At 64.3% G+C, this 23,125-nt stretch carries 17 protein-coding genes and 1 pseudogene; 8 read left to right on the top strand and 10 right to left on the bottom strand.

Going from position 1 to position 23,125, the window contains the following annotated elements; all coding sequences use genetic code 11:
- Positions 1-44 precede the first annotated feature (44 nt).
- The 3 genes from DJ563_RS03585 to DJ563_RS03575 all read left to right on the top strand — a co-directional run bounded on the left by DJ563_RS03585 (position 45) and on the right by DJ563_RS03575 (position 4,675).
- The gene (locus DJ563_RS03585; protein WP_434518832.1) at positions 45-2,195 is read left to right on the top strand and encodes a TonB-dependent receptor; all 2,151 of its coding nucleotides are present in this window, start codon (positions 45-47) and stop codon (positions 2,193-2,195) included.
- A gap of 78 nt (positions 2,196-2,273) precedes the next feature.
- Positions 2,274-3,080, top strand: a complete 807-nt coding sequence (locus DJ563_RS03580; RefSeq protein WP_434518831.1) for a hypothetical protein — start codon at positions 2,274-2,276, stop codon at positions 3,078-3,080.
- Positions 3,081-3,337: 257 nt separating this feature from the next.
- A complete protein-coding gene (locus DJ563_RS03575) occupies positions 3,338-4,675 on the top strand; it encodes an MFS transporter (protein ID WP_274100427.1) in 1,338 nt (445 codons plus the stop codon).
- Between the two features lie 32 nt (positions 4,676-4,707).
- Here DJ563_RS03575 and DJ563_RS03570 read toward each other — a convergent pair whose 3' ends face one another.
- Genes DJ563_RS03570 through DJ563_RS03560 form a run of 3 tightly spaced genes read right to left on the bottom strand, consistent with a single transcriptional unit; the run spans position 4,708 to position 10,336 of the window.
- Positions 4,708-7,854: a CusA/CzcA family heavy metal efflux RND transporter gene (locus tag DJ563_RS03570; RefSeq protein WP_434518830.1), complete on the bottom strand. Its 3,147-nt coding sequence runs from the start codon at positions 7,852-7,854 to the stop codon at positions 4,708-4,710.
- 16 nt (positions 7,855-7,870) lie between these two features.
- The gene (locus DJ563_RS03565) at positions 7,871-9,070 is read right to left on the bottom strand and encodes an efflux RND transporter periplasmic adaptor subunit (RefSeq protein WP_434518829.1); all 1,200 of its coding nucleotides are present in this window, start codon (positions 9,068-9,070) and stop codon (positions 7,871-7,873) included.
- A gap of 30 nt (positions 9,071-9,100) precedes the next feature.
- Positions 9,101-10,336: a TolC family protein gene (locus tag DJ563_RS03560; protein ID WP_434518828.1), complete on the bottom strand. Its 1,236-nt coding sequence runs from the start codon at positions 10,334-10,336 to the stop codon at positions 9,101-9,103.
- 224 nt (positions 10,337-10,560) lie between these two features.
- Here DJ563_RS03560 and aroQ point away from each other — a divergent pair, with 224 nt between their 5' ends.
- Positions 10,561-11,010, top strand: coding sequence for a type II 3-dehydroquinate dehydratase (gene aroQ, locus DJ563_RS03555; protein WP_186654935.1), 450 nt, complete (start codon positions 10,561-10,563; stop codon positions 11,008-11,010).
- Entirely contained in the window at positions 11,007-11,855 is an 849-nt protein-coding gene (locus DJ563_RS03550) for a shikimate dehydrogenase (protein ID WP_434518827.1), read from the top strand. The genes aroQ and DJ563_RS03550 overlap by 4 nt, the downstream gene beginning before the upstream one ends.
- Before the next feature lie 54 nt (positions 11,856-11,909).
- On the opposite strand, the gene DJ563_RS03545 is transcribed toward DJ563_RS03550, so the two are convergent.
- Together DJ563_RS03545 and DJ563_RS03540 are read right to left on the bottom strand one after the other, a co-directional pair.
- A complete protein-coding gene (locus DJ563_RS03545) occupies positions 11,910-12,446 on the bottom strand; it encodes a thioredoxin family protein (protein WP_274097603.1) in 537 nt (178 codons plus the stop codon).
- Positions 12,436-12,711: a DUF2790 domain-containing protein gene (locus DJ563_RS03540; RefSeq protein ID WP_033698976.1), complete on the bottom strand. Its 276-nt coding sequence runs from the start codon at positions 12,709-12,711 to the stop codon at positions 12,436-12,438. The genes DJ563_RS03545 and DJ563_RS03540 overlap by 11 nt, the downstream gene beginning before the upstream one ends.
- A gap of 220 nt (positions 12,712-12,931) precedes the next feature.
- Between DJ563_RS03540 and DJ563_RS03535 the strand changes: the two genes are divergently transcribed.
- The 3 genes from DJ563_RS03535 to DJ563_RS03525 all read left to right on the top strand — a co-directional run bounded on the left by DJ563_RS03535 (position 12,932) and on the right by DJ563_RS03525 (position 15,620).
- The gene (locus tag DJ563_RS03535; protein ID WP_434518826.1) at positions 12,932-13,672 is read left to right on the top strand and encodes a response regulator; all 741 of its coding nucleotides are present in this window, start codon (positions 12,932-12,934) and stop codon (positions 13,670-13,672) included.
- A complete protein-coding gene (locus DJ563_RS03530; protein WP_434518825.1) occupies positions 13,669-14,955 on the top strand; it encodes a sensor histidine kinase in 1,287 nt (428 codons plus the stop codon). Before DJ563_RS03535 ends, DJ563_RS03530 begins: the two co-directional genes overlap by 4 nt.
- Before the next feature lie 155 nt (positions 14,956-15,110).
- The gene (locus tag DJ563_RS03525; protein ID WP_274097642.1) at positions 15,111-15,620 is read left to right on the top strand and encodes an HvfX family Cu-binding RiPP maturation protein; all 510 of its coding nucleotides are present in this window, start codon (positions 15,111-15,113) and stop codon (positions 15,618-15,620) included.
- Between the two features lie 44 nt (positions 15,621-15,664).
- Here DJ563_RS03525 and DJ563_RS03520 read toward each other — a convergent pair whose 3' ends face one another.
- The 5 genes and pseudogenes from DJ563_RS03520 to DJ563_RS03500 all read right to left on the bottom strand — a co-directional run bounded on the left by DJ563_RS03520 (position 15,665) and on the right by DJ563_RS03500 (position 23,048).
- The gene (locus tag DJ563_RS03520) at positions 15,665-16,375 is read right to left on the bottom strand and encodes an HvfC family RiPP maturation protein (protein ID WP_434518824.1); all 711 of its coding nucleotides are present in this window, start codon (positions 16,373-16,375) and stop codon (positions 15,665-15,667) included.
- Positions 16,356-17,192, bottom strand: a complete 837-nt coding sequence (locus DJ563_RS03515) for an HvfB family MNIO-type RiPP peptide maturase (RefSeq protein ID WP_274097608.1) — start codon at positions 17,190-17,192, stop codon at positions 16,356-16,358. The genes DJ563_RS03520 and DJ563_RS03515 overlap by 20 nt, the downstream gene beginning before the upstream one ends.
- Positions 17,193-17,297: 105 nt before the next feature.
- Positions 17,298-17,567 (bottom strand): annotated as a pseudogene (locus DJ563_RS03510) (HvfA family oxazolone/thioamide-modified RiPP metallophore); the annotation flags it as partial.
- 165 nt (positions 17,568-17,732) lie between these two features.
- On the bottom strand, positions 17,733-18,299 hold the full coding sequence (locus DJ563_RS03505) for a DUF4174 domain-containing protein (protein ID WP_274097609.1): 567 nt from the start codon (positions 18,297-18,299) through the stop codon (positions 17,733-17,735).
- A 225-nt stretch (positions 18,300-18,524) separates the two neighbouring features.
- On the bottom strand, positions 18,525-23,048 hold the full coding sequence (locus tag DJ563_RS03500) for an NEL-type E3 ubiquitin ligase domain-containing protein (RefSeq protein ID WP_434518823.1): 4,524 nt from the start codon (positions 23,046-23,048) through the stop codon (positions 18,525-18,527).
- Between the last annotated feature and the right edge of the window lie 77 nt (positions 23,049-23,125).

Raw genomic sequence — 23,125 nt, 5'->3', positions numbered from 1 at the left:
GCGCGGGTGGTCAGCCATGACCTTTGCGTGGAAGACACGACAACATGATCCGCAATACCTCCCTGGTGCTCCTCATGGGCACTTGCACATTCGCCTGGGCCGACAACGCCCCGCTCGAACTCAACGCCACCACCATCGATGGCGAACGCGACACCCCTTCCGGCGTGCAACTGGACGAGCCGATACGCACCGGCTCGCGCCTGGGCCTCACCGCGCGGGAAACCCCCGCGTCAGTCAGCGTCTCGGACCGCCGCCTGATCGAGGCGCGCGACGCCAAGGACAGCCAGGACGTGATCAACGCCATGACCGGCGTCAACGCCTCGGCCAACCCAGGTTACGGCGGCTTCGTCGCCTACCGGGGTTTCACCCAGAACCAGGTCACCCAGCTCTACAACGGCATCAACCTGGGCTACAGCAGCGCCACCCGGCCCGTGGATGCCTGGGTGCTCGACCGGGTCGAACTGATTGGCGGGCCGTCATCCTTCCTGCATGGCGCAGGTGCCGTGGGCGGCTCGATCAACTACATCACCAAGCTTGCCAGCCGTGACCAGCAGACCCTCGACGGGCGCGTACGCTATGGCAGTTACGATGACTCGGAGGTGGCGTTCGGCATCAACCAGGCACTGGCCAGCAACCCCGCCGATGCCCGCCACTTCATGCACCTGGATTTCAGCCGGGGCCAGGGCAATGGCTACATCGACCGCAACCAGCGACACAGCGACAGCCTGGCATTCTCGCTGCTCAGCGACCTGGCGCCCAACCTGACCCACACCCTGGCGCTGGAGTATCAGGAAGACCGCGAAGACAGCCCCTACTGGGGCTCGCCGATCCTGCCCGGGCGCAGCACGATGAAAATCGACAAAAGCCGCCGCTTTGAAAACTACAACGTCGCTGACGGTCGCTACGAGCAGCGGGTACGCTGGCTGCGCTCGATCCTCGACTACCAGCTCAGCGACAGCACCAGCGTGCAGAATACGCTGTACCACTACAACGCCCAGCGCGACTACCGCAACGTCGAACGCTACAGCTACACCACCGATGGCAAGGTGCAGCGCAGCAGCCCCTACCTGCAAAGCCACGACCAGAACCTGCTGGGCGATCGCATCGAGTTGCGCCATGACAACACGCTGTTCGGCTTCGCCAGCCAGTGGTCGCTGGGGCTGGAGTACTCGCGCATGCGCCAGACCCTCTACCCGACGTCGAGCAGTTGGAGCGACGTCGTCGACGCCGACCATTTCGACCCTGGCAGTTTCGACGATATCCCAGGGGTAAATGCCGGGCTGACCAAACAGCGCCGCCACGAAGTCACCAACCGCGCGGTGTTCGCCGAAAACCGCCTGCAACTGACCGATCGCCTGGCCTTGCTGACTGCCCTGCGCTACGACTACCTGGACATGCAAGTGACCAACTATGGCGCAGTCTCGCCGACTTCGCCGGCGTTTTTCGAGCGCCGCTGGGAGCCGCTTTCCGGGCGCATCGGCCTGACCTACGCGCTGACCCCCACCGCCAGCGTATACGCCCAGTACAGCAGCTCTGCGGATTTGCCGGCCGGTTCGCTGGCGGCGGCGACCTATTCCAACGTGGGCTTGTTCGACCTGTCCAAAGGTGAGCAATGGGAAGTCGGCAGCAAGTTCGACTTCCTCGACGGCCGCGGCGCCGCCACCCTGGCGCTGTACCAGATCGTGCGCAAGGACTTTGCCGTGCGCGACTCCAACGACGCCAACCTGACGGTGCAGGCCGGGCAGCAGACCTCGCGCGGTGTCGAGCTGTCCGGGCGGTTGCAGGTCACGCCCAAGCTGCTGGCCGAGGCCAACTACGCCTACGTCGATGCGCAGTACGATGCATTCAACGAAGCGGTCAACGGGGTATCGGTATCGCGCAAGGGCAATGCCCCGGTCAACGTACCGGCCAACGTCGGCAACCTGTGGCTGACCTACAGCTTCACCCAGGCGTGGTCGGCAGGGGTCGATGGGCGCTACGTGGGCTCGGTCTATGCCGACAACGCCAACACCCTCAAGGCGCCGGCCTACACGCTGTTCGGCGCTTTCGCGCGCTACCGGCTGGATGAGCACACCACGGTGACCGGGCGGGTGCGCAACCTGACCGACGAGGTGTATGCCAAGCAAGCCTACAGCAGCCAGTACTACATGGGCGCCCCGCGCACCTTCGAGCTGGCGCTGGATATGCGCTTCTGACCGACCGGCTCTGGCGCGGGGGTTACCTCGCGACAGGGCTGCCAGTGATAAGCTTCCACCTTCATGATCAGCCGGCTCATGAAGACACCCGGCTACCGCTTCAGCAAGGACGTTCACGTGTACAAGACACTGCCCCCCGCCCTTCTCGGCGCGGCCCTGATTACCCTGATTGGCTGCCAATCGTCCCCTTCCGCCGACCGACCGACAGACGTCGATCCGCAAGCCCTGAAAACGTTCACCGTCAACATGCAGCAAGCCTTGCAGCGGAGCATCGCCCTGGCCCCAACCGGCGAGCAGATGGGCGCCGTTACGCTACAGGTCACCTTCGACCGGCAAAGCGCGCCGGTCGCCTGCAAGGCCGAAAAAGCCCCGTTCAAGTATGGCGCGCTGCTGCCTGCCGATGTAACGCCCACCGACCATCAGGCGCTGGCTAACCTGGTCGAAGCCCTGTGCTGGAAGACCATCTACCCCGTCGTACCGGCGGCCTTGTACAACGACGATGAAACCGTCGAAGTGCGGGCGCCGATCATCGTCCAGCTGCCTCGCGCGGTTCAGGCCCCCGGCACCGCCCGCTACCGGGCCATTGCCCAACGCGAGTACTTCTGGCAACAACTGCTGCGCGATCTGCCGGTCACCAGCATCGGCAAGGCCTCGGTGTTCTACCAGGCCAACGCACAAGGCAAGGTCGACGGCTGCCTGGTGCAGCTTTCCCCCAACCCGCTGCGCGAGGACGCCTTCCGCCTGGACGGCAACCTGCAGGCGCAACTCAACAGCCGTTGCATGAAGCTCGACCTGAGCAAGATGCCAGGCTTCAGCAGCAACGAGCAGGGCAAGGCCGAAGGCTACAGCGAAGTCGACTATGCCCCGTGGATGGTTGGTCTGTAGGAGCGGCCTTGCGTCGCGAAAGGGCTGCGCAGCGGCCCCTGGATTTCAGCTTCGCCGCAGAGATTGCTGGGGCCGCTGCGCGACCCTTTCGCGACGCAAGGCCGCTCCTACAGAACGGTTGAAACAGGTATCCCGATGTCGCCCTCGACGAAGCACCCGCAGGCGCTCGCCGCTCTACTGGACAGCACAACAATGATGACGCGGCCCGACCGTGTCACGTTCATTCAGGCTGCCAATGGAAACCGGAGAGCATCCGCATGTCCACACCTCATGAGGTATCCCCCGCCACCCTGCGCCGGGTGATCGCCGCCTCGGCCATCGGCAACTTCGTCGAGTGGTTCGACTTCGCCGTCTATGGCTTTCTCGCAACCCTTATCGCCAGCCAGTTCTTCGCCAGTGAAGATGCCAGCGTGGCCTTGCTCAAGACCTTCGCCGTGTTTGCCGTGGCGTTTGCCCTGCGCCCGCTGGGCGGGGTCGTGTTCGGCGCGCTGGGCGACCGCCTTGGGCGCAAGCGCATTCTGTCGCTGACCATCTTGTTGATGGCCGGCTCCACCACCTTGATCGGTTTGCTGCCGACCTATGCCAGCATTGGCCTGGCGGCCCCCGTCCTGCTAACCCTGGCCCGTTGCCTGCAAGGCTTCTCGGCAGGCGGCGAGTACGCCGGTGCCTGCGCCTACCTGATGGAACATGCGCCCAACGACAAGCGCGCGTTCTACGGCAGCTTCGTGCCGGTCTCGACCTTTTCCGCCTTTGCCTGCGCGGCGGTGATCGCCTATGGCCTGGAAGCCAGCCTGACGGCCGAGGCCATGAGCAGCTGGGGCTGGCGCGTGCCATTCCTGATCGCCGCCCCGCTGGGGTTGGTGGGCCTGTACCTGCGCTGGCGCATGGAGGAAACCCCGGCGTTCCGCGAAGCCGTGGCACAGGGCAAAGAACATGAGCATTCACCGCTCAAGGAGACCCTGCGCAACCATGGCCGGGCCATCCGCAACCTGGGGGCGTTCATCTCGCTGACGGCGCTGTCGTTCTATATGTTCACCACCTACTTTGCCACCTACCTGCAGCTGGTCGGCAACCTGACCCGCGCCCAGTCGCTGCTGGTAACCACCGTGGCCTTGCTGTTCGCCGCCGTCGGCTGCCCGCTGGCTGGGGCGTTTTCCGACCGGGTGGGGCGGCGCAAGACCATTGGCTTTACCTGCCTGTGGGTGATGATCTGCGTGTTCCCTGCGTATTGGCTGGCCAGTTCCGGTTCGCTGTTCGGGGCGCTGCTGGGGGTGATTCTGCTGGCGGTGGGTGCGCTGTGCAGTGGCGTGGTGACCGCGGCATTACTGTCGGAAAGCTTCCCGACGCGGACCCGCTACACCGCCTCGGCGATCACCTACAACGTCGCGTATACGCTGTTTGGCGGCACTGCGCCATTGGTCGCTACTTGGTTGATCGGGCAGACCGGCAGCAGCCTGGCACCGGCATTCTACCTGGTGGTGATTGCACTGGTGGCGCTGGTGGGCGGGTTGGCGCTGCCGGAGACGTCGCGGATTTCACTGCATGATGAGGCAGGCGTCGACGGCGTGCAGGGTGCAGCGCGTAGTCACGTTTGAGCTTGTGGGGCCGCCTCGCGGCCCCGGCATTCTCAGCCTTCCTCCTCCTCATCGCGCCGATACGCCCACTGGTATAACGCCGGTAGCACCAGCAACGTCAATGCTGTCGACGACAGGATCCCGCCAATCACCACGGTCGCCAGCGGCCGCTGCACTTCTGCCCCGGTCCCGGTCGCCAACGCCATCGGAATGAACCCCAGCGATGCCACCAGCGCGGTCATCAGCACCGGCCGCAAGCGCGTCAGCGCGCCCTCTTCGACCGCCGTGCGCAAGGTGCGCCCTTCCTCGCGCAGGCTGCGGATAAAGGCGATCATCACCAGGCCATTGAGCACCGCCACCCCCGACAGGGCGATAAAGCCCACCCCGGCCGAAATGGACATCGGGATATCCCGCAGCCACAACGCCAGTACCCCCCCGGTCAAGGCAAACGGGATACCAGTGAACACCAGCAAGCCATCCTTGAGGTTGTTGAACATCATCAGCAGCAGCGCCAGCACCAGCAGCAAAGCCACCGGCACCACCACCTGCAGGCGCTCGGCCGCCGACTGCAACTGCTCGAACTGGCCACCCCAGCGCGTCCAGTAACCGGGCGGGATCTGCACCTGCTCGATCAGGGCCTGTTCGGCCTGGCGCACAAACGATCCAAGGTCGCGCCCGCGCACGTTGGCACTGACCACCACCACGCGCTTGCCATCCTCACGGCTGACCTGGTTCGGCCCCAGCTGCAGGTTCAGTGACGCCACCTGCGACAGCGGGATGAAGCCGATCTGGGCAGCACCGGCTGCGCTGCTGGCCGGTACCGGAATCAACAGGCCGGAAAGCCCGTCGACATCGGTGCGCAAGGCCTCGGACAGCCGCACCACCATGTCGAAACGCCGGTCGCCCTCATACAACGTGCCGGCCGTGCGCCCGCCCACGGCAATGGCGATGGCGTCCTGCACGTCGCCCACGTTCAGGCCATACCGGGCAGCCTTGTCGCGGTCGATGTCAATGGTCAGCACCGGCAAGCCCGTGGTCTGCTCGACCTTCACCTCAGAAGCACCTGGTACGTTCTGCAGGCTGCTGGCGACCTCTGCGGCGGTACGGTTGAGCACGTCCATGTCATCGCCGAAAATCTTCACCGCCACATCACTGCGCACGCCCGAAATCAGTTCGTTGAAGCGCAACTGGATCGGTTGCGACAGCTCGTAGTTGCTGCCCGGCACACTGGCGGCGGCGCGCTGCACCTCGGCAATCAATGCTTCACGCGATTTACCCGGGTCTGCCCATTGCGCATGCGGGCGCAACATGACGTAGGCATCGGAGATGTTCGGCGGCATCGGGTCGGAGGCGATTTCGGCGGTACCGGTACGGGCAAACACGCGCTCCACCTCCGGGACCTGGGCAATGATCGCCCGTTCCAGGCGCTGCTGCATGTCCACCGACTGCGTCAGGCTGGTGCCTGGCACACGCAGGGCTTGCAGGGCGAAGTCGCCCTCGCTGAGGCTGGGGATGAACTCGCTGCCCATGCGGCTGGCCATCACCCCGGACAACAGCACCAGCACCGCCGCCGCACTGAACGCCAGCTTGCGGCGGCCCAGCACCCAGCCAAGCACCGGAGCATAGCGCTGGCGCGCAGAGCGCATGACCAGGCCTTCTTCTTCCTTGACCTTGCCGGTCACGAACAGCGCAATTGCTGCGGGCACGAAGGTCACCGAAAGGATCATCGCGCCCAGCAGGGCAATGACCACGGTGAAGGCCATGGGGTGGAACATCTTGCCTTCGACCCCGGTCAGGGCAAAGATCGGCAGGTACACCACCATGATGATCAACTGCCCGTAGATCAGCGGGCGGCGTGCTTCACGGGCGGCGGCGAACACCTCGTGGAAGCGCTCGGCCCGGGTCAGCATGCGGCCATGGCGTTGCTGCGCGTGGGCCAGGCGGCGAATGGCGTTTTCGACGATCACTACCGCGCCATCGACGATGATGCCGAAGTCCAGCGCGCCAAGGCTCATGAGGTTGGCGCTGACCTTGTTGCTGAACATGCCGGTGAAGGTGAACAGCATCGACAACGGGATGACCATGGCGGTAATCAGCGCGGCGCGGATGTTGCCCAGGAACAGAAACAGCACGGCGATGACCAGGATCGCGCCTTCGATGAGGTTTTTCTTCACCGTGGCGATGGCTTTTTCGACCAGGTTGGTACGGTCATACACGGTGACCGCGACTACCCCCTTGGGCAGGTTGCGGTTGATATCGACCAATTTGGCCGCCACCGCCTGGGAGACCGTGCGGCTGTTCTCGCCGATCAGCATGAACACCGTGCCCAGTACCACCTCCCGGCCATTTTCGGTCGCGGCCCCGGAGCGCAGCTCTTGGCCCAGCCCAACCTGCGCGACATGGCTGACGCGTATGGGGGTGCCATCGACGCTGGAAATGACGATGTTGGCGATGTCCTCGGCGGAGTCCACCTGGCCCGGTGCGCGAATCAGCAACTGCTCGCCATTGCGCTCGATATACCCAGCACCGACGTTGGCGTTGTTGCGCTCCAGCGCCGCGATCAGGTCATTGAGGGTGAGTTTGTAGGCGGCCAGGCGCTTGGGCTCGGGCGCGATCAGGTACTGCTTGGCATGGCCACCGATGCTGTTGACCTCGGCCACCCCGGGCACGTTGCGCAACTGCGGCTTGATGATCCAGTCCTGGATGACGCGCAGATCGGTCTGGGTGTAGGGCGTACCGTCGTCCTTGAGCGCGCCCTCCTCGGCCTCCACGGTCCACAGGAAGATCTCCCCCAGCCCGGTGGAAATCGGCCCCATGCCCGCCTCGATGCCCTCGGGCAACTGCTCCCGCGCCACTTGCAGGCGCTCATTGACCAGTTGCCGGGCGAAGAACAGGTCGGTGCCGTCAGCGAAGATCACCGTGACCTGGGACAATCCCGAACGTGACAACGAACGGGTCTGCTTCAGGCCAGGCAGGCCGGCCATGGCCGTCTCGATGGCGAAGGTGATGCGCTGCTCGGTCTCAAGCGGTGAGTAGCCGGGCGCGGCGGTATTGATCTGCACCTGGACGTTGGTGATGTCCGGGACTGCATCGATCGGCAGTTGCTGGTAGCTGTGGATGCCCACTGCGGCCATCAACAGCACGGCAAGCATCACCACCAGGCGCTGCTCGATGGCGAATTGGATCAGGCGTTCGAACATGGATGCGTTCCCGGTTTCAATGGCTGTGCTCGGCAGAACCTTTGCCAAGCTCCGACTTGAGGACGAAGCTGCCGGCGGTGGCAACCTGGGTGCCTGCCGCCAGCCCGGCGGTGACTTCCACCTGGCCTGGGTCGCGGCGGCCGGTCTGCACCGGGCGCGCTTCGAAGCCTTGCTCGGTGCGGACAAACACCACGGTCTGCGCCTCCCATGTCTGCAGAGCGCTTTGCGGCACCACCACCGCGGCGGCGGCGCGCTCGACGCTGACCGCGATGTTCACGAACAGCCCAGGGCGCCAGGCGCCATTGGGGTTGGCCAGGGTGGCACGCACGGTGGCGGCGCGGTTCTGCTCACCGAGCAGGCTGCCGACATAGTTGACCTTGCCCTCGACCTCGGCCCCCAGGTCCGGTGCACTGACCGTGACGCTGCGGCCGGTGACCACTCTGTTCAAATCGCGCGGGGCCACGGCGAACGTCGCCCAGACACGGCTGAGGTCGGACAAGGTGAACGCATTGCTGGTCTCGTCGACCACCTCGCCCACGGTCAGGTGCTTTTCCACCACCACCGCATCGAAGGGGGCACGCAATTCATAGCGGTTACCGGCGCCGGCCGGGCCGACTGCCGCGACCTTCTGCCGGGCGTTTGCCAAGGCGATTTCCGCCTCTTGCAACGCCTGGCGAGCCTGCAAGTAATCCTGTTCGGCACTGATGCGTTCCTGCCACAGCTGTTGTTCACGCTGGAAGGTCAGGCGCGCCAGCTCCAGGCGGCGCTGCGCGGCCTGTTGTTCGCTGCGCAGGTCGGAAATCTGCTGGCTGGCGATCACCGCCAGCACCTGGCCGCGCTTCACCGCCTGGCCAAGGTCGGCCTGCACCGACTCCACCACGCCAGGTACACGGGGCACGACGTGGGCAGTGCGGTCTTCATCGAAGCGAATTTCACCCGGGAAGTTGATGGCGGTGCCCAGCTCACGAGGGCCGGCCGCCGCCAACTGCACGCCTGCCGCCTTGATCTGGGCGTCGGACAGGTGCAGTTGGCCCGCCTCGTCTTCGTGATCTTCGCCGGCCTGTTCATCAGCGTGGCCGTGGCTGTCTTCGCCATGCCCGTCGTGTTGGGCTTCGCCGCTGCTGGCCTGGCCGAGGTTGCCGGTCCAGGCCAGGCCACCGAGGCCGAGCACGGCCAAGGCGACAGCCAGCATGGCAATCTTGCGTGGGTTATCCATTGTTGCTCCTGCTGTAGGATTTTTTGCGAATCACAAACTGCCTTCGAGGTCGCCATAGACCCGCTCGAGCTGGGCCCGCGCATCGGTCGCCGCGGCCAATGCAGCCAGATACAACCCGCGCGCCTCGATCAACGTGCGCTGGGCATCGAGCACATCGAGGAAGGCGAACTTGCCCATCTCGAAGCCGCGGGTGGCGGTGTCCACCGCCTGCTGCGCCGAGGGCAGGATGGTGCGGTCGTAGGCCTGCACCTCCTGCATGGCCGTGGCCCACTGGCTGAGGGCGCTGCGGGTTTCACTGCGCAAGCGCAGCTCGACGGCGTTGCGCAGGTCACGTGCCTGGTCGGCCCGGCGCGCAGCCACCAGCACGTTGCCCTGGTTGCGGTCGAACAACGGCAGCGGCATGGACAGCCCGACCACATTGACCCGCTCGCGGTCCTCGCGGCTGTACTGGCTGCCAAGGCTGACGGTGAGGTTGGGGATGCGTTGGGCCTTTTCCGAACCCAGCGACGCTTCGCCGCGTTCGACCTGCGCCGCTGCCAGGCGCCACTCGGCGGTTTGCTCGACCTTGTCGAGCAGGGCCTCGGCCGTGGGCGCGGCACCCGGCGACAGGTTGGCTGCCTGCAGGTGGTCGAAGGTCGCCAGCGGGCTACCAGTCAGCCGCGCCAAGGCCTGGTAGGCGACGCTGCGCTGCGAGGCGGCGCGGCGTACCTCAGATTGTGCCTGGGCCAGCTGCACCTGGGCGCGCGTGGCCTCCACCGGCGAAGCCTGGCCGGCCGTAACACGCCCTTGCACCACACGCAGGCCACGCTCGGTCAGCGCCTGCGACTGCTGCGCGAGTTCCAGCGCCGTTTGCGCACGCAGCGCCGTGTGAAAGGCCTGTACCACATCGGCGCGCAAGCCATTGCGCTGTCGCTCCAGCTCAAGCTGGGCGATGGCCTGGCCGGTGGTGGCCACGGCGACGCGCGCCCCGCGCTTGCCACCCAGTTCAAATGGCTGGCTCAGGGTGATGGTGGTAGTGCGGGTATCGCGGCGAGTGTCCTCGGCCTCCCAGGACAGCTCCGGGTTGGGCAGCAAATCCGCCTGGCGCCGCTCGCCTTCGGCGACACCCACTTCACGGCCGGCGGCGGCGAGTTCCGGGTTTTGCGCAAAAGCGGCGGCCAGCGCTTCAGGCAGGCTCAGGCCGGCACTGGCCTGGGCAGTGCCGATGGCCGCCAATAGCAGGCTGAGCAAGGCGATCTTGCGGGGGATGGCATGGGTGCGGGGCACGAAACAGGTCCTCGTCGGCGAGCGTTGGCGAGGGACTGTAGGGTGGCGTGCTTATCGGGGTGGTGGCGGCAACATTACAATTCTGTCATCCGGAGAATGCCGGCCATGGCGCAAAACGTCCGGTTATCGCCCACTATCCGGCTGCAGCGGCTCCATGCAATTGACGAAACTAACCAGGTGGTACAAATATAAGCGCAACCAAAAACAACAAAGCGATGCCTGTCATGAAGCCCCTTATTCTTGTGCTGAACGGCCCTAACCTGAACATGCTGGGCACCCGCGAGCCTACCCAGTATGGTCGCGAAACCCTCGCCGACCTCGCCCAGGGCTGCGCCGACAGCGCCCACACCCTGGGCCTGGATATCGAATTTCGCCAGACCAACCACGAAGGCGAACTGATCGACTGGATCCACGCCGCCCGTGGCCGCTGCGCCGGTATCCTGATCAACCCCGGCGCCTGGACCCACACCTCGGTGGCCATCCGCGACGCCCTGGTTGCCAGTGAACTGCCGGTCATCGAGGTGCACCTGTCGAACGTGCACAAACGCGAACCTTTCCGCCACCTGTCGTTCGTCTCGTCGATTGCCGTTGGCGTGATCTGCGGCCTCGGCAGCCATGGCTACCGCCTGGCCCTGAGCCATTTCGCAGACATGCTGCGGGAGCAGGCAGCATGAGCGAACAAGCCATCCTCGCCGGCCTGATCGGCCGCGGCATCCAGTTGTCACGCACCCCGGCGCTGCACGAGCACGAAGGCGACGCCCAGGCGCTGCGCTACCTCTATCGCCTGATCGACGCCGATCAGTTGCAGCTGGACGACAGCGCCCTGCCCGGCCTGCTCGATGCCGCACAGCACACCGGGTTCACCGGGCTCAACATCACCTACCCGTTCAAGCAGGCGATTTTGCCGCTACTCGACGAGCTGTCGGATGAAGCACGCGGGATCGGTGCGGTGAACACCGTGGTGCTCAAGGACGGCAAGCGGGTTGGCCACAATACCGACTGCCTGGGTTTTGCCGAAGGCATGCGCCGCGGCTTGCCAGATGTGGCACGCCGGCAGGTGGTGCAGATGGGTGCCGGTGGCGCCGGCTCGGCAGTGGCCCATGCCCTGCTGGGTGGGGGCGTGGAACAGCTGGTGCTGTTCGAGGTGGACGCTGCGCGGGCGCAAGCACTGGTCGACAACCTCAACGCGCACTTCGGCGCAAGCCGAGCAGTGCTCGGTACAGACTTGAGCGCGGCAGTGGCCGAGGCAGACGGGTTGGTCAATACCACGCCTGTGGGCATGGCCAAGCTGCCAGGGACGCCTTTGCCGGTGGCGCTGCTGCACGCACGTTTGTGGGTGGCAGAGATCATCTACTTCCCGCTGGAAACCGAACTGCTGCGTGCAGCGCGGGCGCTGGGCTGCCGTACACTGGACGGCAGCAACATGGCGGTGTTCCAGGCGGTCAAGGCGTTCGAACTGTTCAGCGGACGCGAGGCCGATGCGGGGCGGATGCAGGCCCACTTTGCCAGTTTCAGCTGAACCGGCATCGGCACTTTCGCGGGTTTGCCCCGCGAAAGTGCCGGCACAGGCCGATCAAGCCTTTTCATCCAGCAATGCCTGTATCACCTGTTCCTGCGTGCCATAGTCCCCCTCGCCAACATGCACATGGCGCACCTGCCCTTTGCGGTCGACAAAATAATGCGCCGGCCAGAACTGGTTGCCCCAGGCATTCCACACCTGATGGTCGTTGTCCACTGCCACGGGGTAAGCGATCCCCAGCATGGCCACCTTGTCGCGCAAGGTTGCAACATCATGCTCGTAATCGTATTCAGGCGTATGCACGCCCACCACGACCAGGCCCTGGTCGGCGTAGCGCCGTGCCCAGTCATTCACATGCGGCAGGCTGTGCTGGCAGTTGATGCAGTCCCAGGTCCAGAAGTCCACCAACACCACCTTGCCTTTGAGCGCCGGCGCGTCCAGTGGCGGGGAATTCAGCCACTGGCTGGCGCCCGCCAGCGAGGGCATGGCGCCGTAACTGTCGCCTGCGTTCAGGTAACCGGCCAGGCCCAGGCCTGTCAGCGCCAGCGCCAGGCCGCCCACCTTCAGCGCCAGGCGCCGATCAATTCTCATGGCAGCCGCCGGTGGCGTAGGAGCGGTACTCCACGCTCTGCTGCTGCCCTTTGGAATCGAGATAGTCCATGCGGGTGTTGACCAGGCCGCAAGTGTTGCTTTGATCATCCTGCACCGACAGGACTTTCTTCACATCCAGGTGATCACCGTAACGGTACTGCATGACACTGGCATCGTTCATCGGCGCCATGGCGGCCTGGGCGGTCAAGGCGCCGAAGCTGAGCACGGCGAGCAGGCTGGCGCTGGCGATGGATTTGAGGTTCATGGCAACTCTCCTGTGGAACGCTGGGGGTGGGGAGGATTGCTCCCCGGTCGAGAGCCATTACACGTCCGCCAGGTATCCCGTATGTGTCACCTGAACCTGTGATCTGCCTCCTCCTGTATCTGCACCCGCAGCAGATACACTGCAATACAAAGCCCCGCAGGCAAGCCCGATAACGCTCGGTACACTGCGTCCACACCCTCCCCACACAGGAACGCTGCGCATGGAACACGTCGATCACATCCTGATCGTCGACGACGACCGCGAGATCCGCGAACTGGTCGGCAACTACCTGAAGAAGAACGGCCTGCGCACCAGCATCGTCGCCGATGGCCGGCAAATGCGCGCCTTTCTCGAAGCCAGCAGCGTCGACCTGATCGTCCTCGACATCATGATGCCCGGCGACGATGGCCTGTTGCTGTGCCGTGAACTGCGCGCCAGCAAGCACCGCAACACGCCGGTGCTGATGCTGACTGCGCGCAACGATGAAACCGATCGCATCATCGGCCTGGAGATGGGCGCCGACGACTACCTGACCAAGCCGTTCTCCGCACGTGAACTGCTGGCCCGCATCAATGCCGTGCTGCGCCGCACACGGATGCTGCCGCCCAACCTGACCATCAGTGAAAGCAGCCGCCTGCTTGCCTTCGGCCCGTGGCGCCTGGACACCACCGCACGCCACCTGCTCGACAGCGAAGATACCCTGGTGGCCCTGAGCGGCGCCGAGTACCGGCTGTTGCGGGTATTCCTCGACCACCCGCAACGGGTACTCAGCCGCGAACAACTGCTGAACCTGACCCAGGGCCGCGAGGCGGACATCTTCGACCGCTCCATCGACCTGCTGGTCAGCCGCCTGCGCCAGCGCCTGGGGGACGACGCCCGCGAACCCGCCTGCATCAAGACCGTGCGCAACGAGGGCTATGTGTTCTCACTGCCAGTGCAACTGCTCGAGTCGCCCTCATGAAATGGCCACGTACCCTGGCCTCGCGCCTGGCGCTGATCTTCTTCACAGGCCTGGTGCTGGCCTATGGGCTGTCGTTCGGCCTGCAAGCCTACGAGCGCTACATCAGCAGCCGCTCGATGATGCTCAGCAACCTGGAGCAAGACGTCGCCACGTCGGTGGCCATCCTCGACCGCCTGCCCGCAGCCGAACGCGCCGCCTGGCTGCCACGCCTGGAGCGGCGCACCTACCGCTACCACCTTGACCAGGGCCTGCAAGGCCAGGCGATGCCGACCAGCGACCCGCCCATGGCCGCCGAGTCGATCGTCAAGGCCATCGGCGACGACTATCGCCTGACGTTCCAGGAGATCCCTGGCCCGAATGCGCACTTTCAGGTGCACTTGACCCTGGCCGACGGCGCACCCCTGACCCTCGACGTCACCCCGGCAAGCGTACCGGTGGCCCGCTGGCTGCCGGTGGTGCTGCTGATCCAACTGGCCTTGCTGTTGCTGTGCACCTGGCTGGCAGTGCGCCTGGCCATCGGCCCGCTCACCCGCCTGTCGCAGGCGGTGGACAACCTCGACCCGGACAAGCCCGGTGTACAACTGGACGAAAGCGGCCCACGCGAGGTGAAGTACGCCGCCGTCGCCTTCAATGCCTTGCAAGCGCGCATCGCGGCCTACCTCAAGGAGCGCATGCAGCTGCTGGCAGCGATTTCCCACGACCTGCAAACCCCCATCACCCGCATGAAGCTGCGCGTCGAAGTGATGGACGAGGGGGTCGAGAAAGACAAACTGTGGCATGACCTGAGTGCCATGGAGCATCTGGTACGCGAAGGTGTGGCGTATGCCCGCAGTATGGACATCAACACCGAGGCCCCGTGCCGGATCAACCTCGGCGCCTTCCTCGACAGCCTGGTGTTCGATTACCAGGACAGCGGCGCCCAGGTCGAACGCCATGGTAACGCCGAAGGCCTGCTGGAGACCCGCCCACATGCGCTGCGCAGGGTGCTGGTCAACCTGGTGGACAATGCCCTCAAGTTCGCTGGCAAAGCACTGCTGGAGGTCAGCCGTGAACAGGGCTGCACCCGGATTCGGGTACTCGATGACGGCCCCGGTATCCCGCACGATGAGCTCAATGAAGTGCTCAAGCCCTTCTACCGGGTTGAAAGTTCGCGTAACCGCAGTACCGGGGGCACAGGGCTGGGGCTGGCGATCGCGCAGCAGTTGACCCAGGCCATGGGCGGGCGATTGACCCTGAGCAATCGCCAGGGCGGTGGGTTGTGTGCAGAAATCGAGCTGCAGTGAACCCAGGCGCATGAGTGATGGGCCGGCTTACACAACCGATAGCTACAGTCCGATACACACTGACGCATCCACCGACACACTGCCGATACGCCACCGCTACACACTCCTGGCCACACAATGGCACAGCAGGAGTTACAGCAATGAAACCGCTAAGCATGACGGCAATAACCCACACATTCACCCGCATCGACCGTATCGGCAGCTGGAGCGCCGACCTGCCGCTGCGGCTGTTTCTGGCCTGGGAGTTTTTCGAGTCTGGCTGGGAGAAATTCACCGGCCACAACTGGTTCGGTCACCTGCAGTCGAACTTGCCGTTTCCCTTCAGCGCACTGCCGGCAGAACTGAACTGGCAATTGTCGATGTGGGCCGAGCTGGTGCTGCCTGTGCTTCTGTTGCTGGGCCTGGGTACGCGGCTGGCCTCGGCCGGGCTAATGGTCGTTACCGTGGTGGCCATCGCTGCGGTGCATTGGCCGGCACAGTGGTCGGGCCTTGCGGAGCTGGCACAGGGGTATGCGATCACCGACCAGGGCTTTGGCAACTTCAAGTTGCCAATGATCTACCTGGTGGCATTGCTGCCACTGCTGCTCCAGGGCGCCGGCCGCCTGAGCCTTGACCATTGGCTCCGGGCACGGCTCACGGCCAGGGGCTCAATAGCAATGAAATGATTATTCAGGATAGGTTGGTCACCCAACCCTATCCCCTGCCTGCCTCAGCCTGCCCCGACAACCGTACCGATAACAACCCCTTGCGCGCGCAGACCTTCCAGCAATACCAAGCCCTGCTGCTGGTCCGCTGCCAGTGCTCGCAGGCGCTCCTGCCCCGTCCCCTGCACCTCGGCCAGCAAACGGTAAGCCATGGATGCCAGACGGGCGAAGCGCACCTGCAGCCCTACATCTCGGTAAACCAGCAGCAACGTGGGCGCCTGAGGCGCCACCTGCGGCTGATAACCAGGGCCAATACGCTCGACAGGCCAACGGTAAGCCAGCACCCTGGCCGTGCACGACAGCAGCGGCTCGCCCTGCAGCAGGTCCCCCTGCGGATCATGCGCCGGGTCCTGGGCATCGCTCAGGTAGAGCTGGGCCTCGACCCACTCGTAGTGGGCGAGCTCCAGCTGCCACGGGGCATCGGGTTCGACACCCTGGAGGTAGTCGATGAACGCCTCGGCCACCTCGGTGAACAAGGGTGTCTGGCTGCGGTAGTTGGCATAAAAATCACGCACACGGGCATGCCAGCGCAGCTCGCCCAGAGTTTGCCGCATCACCGGGAAACTGCCGGCCAACAAACCCTCGATCGTGCCGTAGAACAGTTCACGGTAAACCTTCAAGCGGCGCGCCTCGATGCCAGGCGGCGGGGCATGCCGGGCCGGATCACGCAGATGCCGTGCCAGTGTGTACTGCTGTTCACGCAACACTTCGCGCATGCGCCACCTCCTGCTGCACAGCACGCATGCGGGCGAGCTCGTCGAGCAGTTCGGCCAATGGCGGGTAATTGAAGTCACGCTCAAGCACCGTCGGCTTGGCGCCGAAACGCTTGCAGGCCATCGCGAACAAGGCCCACACATCTTCTTTTACCGGTGCTCCGTGAGTATCGACCTTGAGGTCGGGGGCCTCATCGTAGTGACCCGCCACATGCATGCCAATGACCCTCGCCTGCGGCAGCCCCTGAAGAAACGCCTGCGCATCGTAAGCATGGTTGCACGCGTTGACGAACACGTTGTTGACATCCAGCAGCAGGTCGCAATCGGCCTCGTCGAGCACCGCACGGATGAAGTCCAGCTCGCTCATCGCCTGGTAAGGCGCTGCGTAGTAGCTGATGTTTTCCACGGCGATGCGCCGCTGCAGGTGGTCCTGGGCCTGGCGGATCCTGGCGGCAACGTGATGCACCGCCTCTTCGGTGAAAGGCATCGGCAACAAGTCATAAAGGTGGCCGTCATCGCTGCAGTAACTCAGGTGTTCGCTGTACAGGCGTACGTGGTAGCGATCGAGGAAGTCACGGGTCTGGTCCAGAAAGCCCCGATCAAGTGGCAGGCTGCCGCCAAGGGACAGGGACAGGCCATGACAGGCCAGGGCAAAGCGTTCGGTCAGTTGCGCCAGGCCTCGGCCATAGGCACCGCCAACAGCGATCCAGTTTTCCGGCGCACATTCGAGAAAGTCCACTGCGCCCTCTTCAAGGCTCAACAACTCGGGCATCAGGCCACGGCGCAGGCCAAGGCCTGCAAACAAGCGAGAGGTAGTCATCGATAAGTCTCCGCAACATGCACAACGCCCCGCCTGTCCAGCAGGCGGGGCGTTGTGTCATTACCAGGATTGAAGTCAGGACTTACCGGTAACCTTGGCATCACCCGCCTTGCCAGCGGCGCCACATTTACCTTCACCGCATTTACCTTCGCCCTCGCTGGCCTTCTTGTCGCCACCGCATTTGCCTTCACCTTGGCTGGCCTTGTTGCTGCTCCCGCACTTGCCTTCGCCACATTTGCCCTCGCCGGCAACCTTAGCCGAAGCCAGTTGATAACCCTGGGACAGGGGCTCGACTGCGAACGCGCTGCTGCCAAAGGCCATGCTGCCGAGCAGTGCGGCGCCGAGCAGGCCGAGGGTGTTCCGTGCATGAGTCATGGTGTTGCTCCACTGTGGTTGGGGTGTGGAGCCATTAGGCCGCGTGGGTGTGTCGGGGATGTATCGCCGATGTCCGAATTTTGTACAGAAATGGGTCTGCAGCCGTGCAGGATACAGTGCGATACAGAGCGCCCGCCCCTGCGGCCAGGGAGCGGGCGAAGGCGATCAGTCCTCCAGCGGTTTGGGCGGTGCAGCTGGCTTGGCCGGTTTGACCGGCTTGGCAGGCTTGCTGTCCTTGGCCTTGGCCTTGGCTTCAGGCGCTGCCGCGACAGGCTCCGGCGCCGTCACGGCCTTCTCGCTCGCCGGCAGTTCATCGACCGCCTTGAGGATGGCCTGCGGGTCGATCGGCTCGCCGGTCGCGTCATCCTTGAGCATGTGCCGTTCACCGTCCTTGCCCACGAGGATCACTTTGGTACCCGCGCTCGCGCCGAGCTTGAGTTCGCGAATCAGGGCCATGGTGGTTTGCTGCTCGAGGTTCTTGTCCTCGCGCTTGCCCACCATTTTGGCAACGCTGTACAGCACCAGGCTGCGCTCCTTGAAGGCCGCCTGAATGGCAGGGTCTTCCAGTGCTTTATTCAACCCGCGCAGTGTCGGGTCGGCTGTACTGGGGGCGATGATCACCAAAGGCCGTGCCTTGCCCAACTCCTTGGCCAAAGGCGCGTCGCTGTCTGCGGCGAACAGTGGGCTGGTGACGGCGAGCAAGGTGGCGAGGGTCAGTGACCGAACGAGCATACACATCTCCTTAATATCTCGATAAACCAATGACTGCAGATCACGGAGAAAAATCCGACCTGGAGCCTAAACCACTTCAAACACCCGGTGTGTCAGGGAAAAGTAACGGGCAATTTCCAGGCATGCGTCAGAACAGGATGACGGCCTTTACCGAGCACACCGCCCTGTCACTGAGCATAGTCCAAAGCGGCTGCAGACAGGACTGTGCACTGTCTGTCGGGGCCATTACACGTCGATACCCGCGTCCCTAGGCCCGGCCTCGAGTGCCGCCAGCGTCATGTCGAGCATCAGCCCCCGCCGCGCTGCGCGCTGTTCGCCAAGAATGGCATCGGACTGTGCCTGCCTGGTCTCGTCGGTCAGCGCCTCGTCATCGAGTACGCTGTCGAGCCGGCGCCGGAACGGCCAGTCGACTTGCGCGAAACGATCCGGGTGAGTGCGTTCCAGGTGCGCCTGCCAGAAGGTTCGGTCCACCAGCGAACGGGCGACCTGCTCTTGCGTCTCGGCTTCAAGCACTTGCGCTTCAACCCGTGCAAGGTGCGCTTCAGTCACCCCTGCCAGTGGCCGAAAACTCATGTCTCCCACTTGAATGGGCAAGCCCAGACGATCACGCAACCCAAGGCGATAGGCGAGCCCCACCTCGCTTTCATCCGGGTTGCCACCGCGATCAAGAATGTCGCGCACGGCAAGGCGGTCGACTTCATCCAGACGCCACAAACGCCGCCCCAACGCGAGCAAGGCGCGCTCCGTGTTGCCTTGTGCATCCGCCCGGGCTTGCCACACCAGCACATTCAACTCAAGGTTGCTCAGGCACCAGGTAGCGCCATCCTGACAACCCCACTCGTCATTGGCGATATCCAACAACGCCTGACGCAGAGCTGGCTCCATGGACATCGCCTGCAGCACAGCCAGTACCCGTTGCGCGAGTGCCTGGGGATTGATGTGAAAATCCGCAGACTGCAGCAACTGCTGCAGGACACGAAAGAAACGCTCTGCTGGCTCGCCGACATCCACCGTTTCCCACGCAGCAATCAGCAGGCCACGGTGCTGCGGGCCAACAGCATCCCCCCAGACCTCACGGGTACGGATTAGCTGTTCTCGCAGCAAGGCCTCGTCCAGGGGTACGAGCGGCGTCATGAAAGACGCCTGTAGACGTACCAGCTCTTCGCCCTCCAGCGGGTTCCCGGCCAGCCTGGTGCGCCGCCGAACCCCGGGCGGCAGTTGATAGAACCAGTGGGGGATCTGCGTAATGCGGTTTTCGCGCATATCCATGAGAACCAGGGAGGAACGGCTGGCCATACCGTGGGGGAAGTGCGTAAGGCCGGTGTTGCGCATGTTCAACCAGCGCAGCGCGGTCAACCCGCTCAAGGTGAAGGTGCGCCCCAATGGGTTGTGGGACAGGTCGATGTACTCCAGGTGTGTCGCGCTTGCCAAGGTAGCGGCCTGGCTGGTGCTCAACACGATTTGGTTGTTGGTCAGGGTCAATTGACGCAAGTTGCGCAATTGCAACAAGGGCTGCGGCAATTGAGTCAGTAGATTGCCCCCCAGATCCAGCATGCGCAGGCGCGAGAAGGCGAGCAGGAAACTCGCGGGAACATCCTGCAGCTCCAAGCGCAGCAGTGACAGATCGGAAACATGAGCGAAGCTGACCTGGGCCGGTAATTCCGGCAGCCCCTCAGGGCACATGTTGTACAAGACCATGCGGTAGTTGTGGTCGGTGTCGAGGTGGGTTTGCCCGGCATCGGTCGTGCGCCGCCAACAATCGATCAGCGTCTCGCGCAAGCAGGCCCGGTCCTCCCTGGCTTCACCTACGGCCTCCCCAACCCATGCGTCCAGGCTGTTGCGCAGCGCCCTGTATTCTGTGCGCAGCGCGGCCAGTACCGCATCCAGCTGTCGACCCGAGCGCCGCACATTGTCGGTCCATGCCGCCACCTGCTCATCACTGAACGACGGAAACAGGTCACGCACCGTCGCCCCCAGCGCCCGTTCGGGCCGTCCCGGGCCACCCGAGTTGCTGCCGCCCAAGGGGTAGCCCAAGCGGCCATCGGCCAAACGCTGCGGTAGTCGCAAGGCACCTGGGCGCTGCACACCCAGCAAGCCTTCGATTTCGGCGTGACGTCGCAGGGCCTCATGCGCCACCGTAACCCTCAGGTTGTGGGCGAAAGGCTCATTCATCTGCATGGCCGCGCGCTGATGCGGCGCATAGGCAACAGCCATCACCTCGAACAACTCGCCGGCCTCACCTTGCGGTACGCCTTGCGCATCGAGCAATTGGAAGGCGCCATGCTGGTGCAAGAGATCGAAACCGTGGGTGCCCTCCTCAACCGATGACAGCAGTGGCCCTCCGCGCTGGCCTTCGAAAAGACGCCAGCGCACACCTTGGCCAGCGCCAGGCAGGTACTTGAGCAACCCCACTACCACTCGTGCCAGGTCGGCGTTCTGTGGGGTATCCAGGGTCAACGCTTCAAGCACTCGAACCCTGCGGATGTCCGAGACACTGCGCCTGGCCGCTTCGGCCAGGTTCAATGGCACGCGACCGCTTTGCAACAAGCGTCGTCGATCATGCCCGTTGGCCGCCGCCAGCAGCGCTCGCGCGGCACGCGAATGCAGCCCCGGAAACACCTTGCGCAGCAAGACAGAACCGGGCGTGTCGCTGGGCTGCACGGCCTCATACAACTGCCCCAGCAAGTGGCGGCGCTGGGCCCATGCCAGTTCGGCCAACGCCTGGTCTGACGCACCGGAGGCACCTTGCAGGCGCCGGGCATGCTGGAGCACGGTGAAATCCTCAACCTGCTCACCCGCGCGCAAATGGCTGACCACCAGGCGAATGCGCCGGTCGAGCCTGGAGCGCTCGGCGCTGTCGAGCATCCCAGGCTCCGGCGCACGCCCGTAAACATGCAGCGCCCGCAGGTGATCGGCGTTGAGCTCATGAAAGCCCAGCACCTGGTCGATCTGCTCGTCACTCATGCTGTCCAGCGGTGCGCCAAGACGGCGGAACATGCGGTAGGTGTCGTCCCATTGCGCGGGCTGCTCGGTCCATACCCGCCAGGCGCCGGCGCCGTTGTAGCGTAGCGCAGGCCCGTTGCCACCGCGTGGGCGAAGTTGCCATTGGCCATCGCCAGCCGGCTCGACCACAGGGTAGTGATGCCCGTCCATTTCGACCCAGGCCTGGCCACCGTAGCGCCAAATACCCAAGGCATCCTGGGCCGCCGCACTGCTCGGCGCGATGCTGCGATACGCTGCCAGATCCTGCTGCCAGAGCTTGGTGCTACCGTCTTCGAGCCGCGCAGGCACCATCGCATCGACCACCGCCGAACGTGCCCACAACCGCTTGGTCAGCGAAACACTGGCCGCCGTGGCCGCGACTATTGCAAGGTCGGTGGCGACGTTGGTCATATGATCAAGTGCCTGCTGGGTGTCCCCGTCATGCAGGGCCTCGATGGCGTGGTAGACCTCGCCCAGCAACTCCCATACGGTCACCGCGAGCATGACCAGCCCCAAGCCCGGTACAAAGAACGACGCCAGGTTGAGCAGCGCCCACCCTTCTGCGGCCAGCCGTTCGTCATGGGCACGCTGAAGCTCGCGATCGAGCCGTGCCACCGGCACCGCGATCATCGCTGCGTCCTCCTTGATCTGGCGCATGCGCGCCTGCGCCAGGCTGTTGAACAGGGGTGACGGATACGCCTGCAAATACGGTTTCAGGTCAAAACTGGCCCAGTCTGGAAGGTCGTCAAAAGCCGGCACCACCGTGGCGAAAAATGCCTGGCTGTCGCGCCTGAGCACGAAGCGGCTGAAGAACCGTTGATACGTCTCGAGGCGCAGGCGACGGCCAAGCGCGCGGTTAAGGTCATCGAGGCTGTCGAATGCACTCCACGCCGCCACCGGGTCACCCGGCACATGCATCAACAATCGCCGAGTGGTGTTGAACAGAGGCCCTTGATCGATCACTTCGAGCACCATGACCTGCTCGATCGTGCACCCGAGCAACCTCAGTTGCCTAGCCACCACCAGGTCACCTGCCAGGCGCAATAGCTTGCCCTCAAGGCACATGCCTACCAAGAGTTTCAGGTCACTGGCATCGAGCACCTCTTCTTGCCTGGCCTTGTACCCATCCACCAACATGGCATAGCGGATTGCATCGACCAGCAGCGACTCGATGCGTTTTGGATCCTCGCCCGGCGTGAGGATGGCATCCAGATGACGCTGATAGCCCTCACCCAGGTCCAGCTCGCGGCACAATGCGGCAAAGGCGATGGCGGTGGGTGGTGTGTGGGTGCCTGCACGCGGCACCAGCAGCCGGTTGCCGACAGGCTGGCCGCCCGTGCTGGCCTGTTCGGCAGTGAAGTTACGCAGTACCACCTCGAGCAATGGCTTTTCTTCGTACACCACCTCGGTGAGGTGAGCCCCAACCGGTTGAGCATTGATTACCGGCTCACGGCGCCCTTCCAGAAACGTCAGCCGGCGTGGATTGCCCGTGACGCCATAGCGCTCGGTGAGCGCGTTCTCCAGCGCCGATACAACGAAATGATCGATCCCGTCGATGCGCGCCAGCACCGCGCCCAGTTGCTGACGGCATTCAAGGCTCTTGGCCAGTGCGTGACTGATCTCGGGCAGTTGCTCAACCGGCGCCTGGCGTAGCCAACGGGGCAAGCGCTGGCCGATGATGTCATCCTGAAACGCCTCGCTGTCGCGCTGCAGCGTATCCAGATGCGGCAAGCCTGACTCGACATCATTGCCCGCGGTAGTGCCCATGCTCAAACCCTCCTCTTCAGTGAAGAGGCCAGCCTAGGCAGAACAGGTTCGTCGAGGCGCTACATAGCTAATGCCCG

The organism is Pseudomonas sp. NFX1 (assembly GCF_051123555.1).
In the GTDB taxonomy this organism is placed as follows: Bacteria; Pseudomonadota; Gammaproteobacteria; order Pseudomonadales; family Pseudomonadaceae; genus Aquipseudomonas; species Aquipseudomonas capeferrum.
Note: the sequence above shows the minus strand (reverse complement) of the source record. Positions and strands in the feature narration are given on the sequence as shown.

Coding starts and splice junctions, on each gene's coding strand:
- DJ563_RS03585 (WP_434518832.1), top strand. CDS start 45: ATGATCCGCAATACCTCCCTGGTGCTCCTCATGGGCACTTGCACATTC.
- DJ563_RS03580 (WP_434518831.1), top strand. CDS start 2,274: ATGAAGACACCCGGCTACCGCTTCAGCAAGGACGTTCACGTGTACAAG.
- DJ563_RS03575 (WP_274100427.1), top strand. CDS start 3,338: ATGTCCACACCTCATGAGGTATCCCCCGCCACCCTGCGCCGGGTGATC.
- DJ563_RS03570 (WP_434518830.1), bottom strand. CDS start 7,854: ATGTTCGAACGCCTGATCCAATTCGCCATCGAGCAGCGCCTGGTGGTG.
- DJ563_RS03565 (WP_434518829.1), bottom strand. CDS start 9,070: ATGGATAACCCACGCAAGATTGCCATGCTGGCTGTCGCCTTGGCCGTG.
- aroQ (WP_186654935.1), top strand. CDS start 10,561: ATGAAGCCCCTTATTCTTGTGCTGAACGGCCCTAACCTGAACATGCTG.
- DJ563_RS03550 (WP_434518827.1), top strand. CDS start 11,007: ATGAGCGAACAAGCCATCCTCGCCGGCCTGATCGGCCGCGGCATCCAG.
- DJ563_RS03545 (WP_274097603.1), bottom strand. CDS start 12,446: ATGAGAATTGATCGGCGCCTGGCGCTGAAGGTGGGCGGCCTGGCGCTG.
- DJ563_RS03540 (WP_033698976.1), bottom strand. CDS start 12,711: ATGAACCTCAAATCCATCGCCAGCGCCAGCCTGCTCGCCGTGCTCAGC.
- DJ563_RS03535 (WP_434518826.1), top strand. CDS start 12,932: ATGGAACACGTCGATCACATCCTGATCGTCGACGACGACCGCGAGATC.
- DJ563_RS03530 (WP_434518825.1), top strand. CDS start 13,669: ATGAAATGGCCACGTACCCTGGCCTCGCGCCTGGCGCTGATCTTCTTC.
- DJ563_RS03525 (WP_274097642.1), top strand. CDS start 15,111: ATGACGGCAATAACCCACACATTCACCCGCATCGACCGTATCGGCAGC.
- DJ563_RS03520 (WP_434518824.1), bottom strand. CDS start 16,375: ATGCGCGAAGTGTTGCGTGAACAGCAGTACACACTGGCACGGCATCTG.
- DJ563_RS03515 (WP_274097608.1), bottom strand. CDS start 17,192: ATGACTACCTCTCGCTTGTTTGCAGGCCTTGGCCTGCGCCGTGGCCTG.
- DJ563_RS03505 (WP_274097609.1), bottom strand. CDS start 18,299: ATGCTCGTTCGGTCACTGACCCTCGCCACCTTGCTCGCCGTCACCAGC.
- DJ563_RS03500 (WP_434518823.1), bottom strand. CDS start 23,048: ATGGGCACTACCGCGGGCAATGATGTCGAGTCAGGCTTGCCGCATCTG.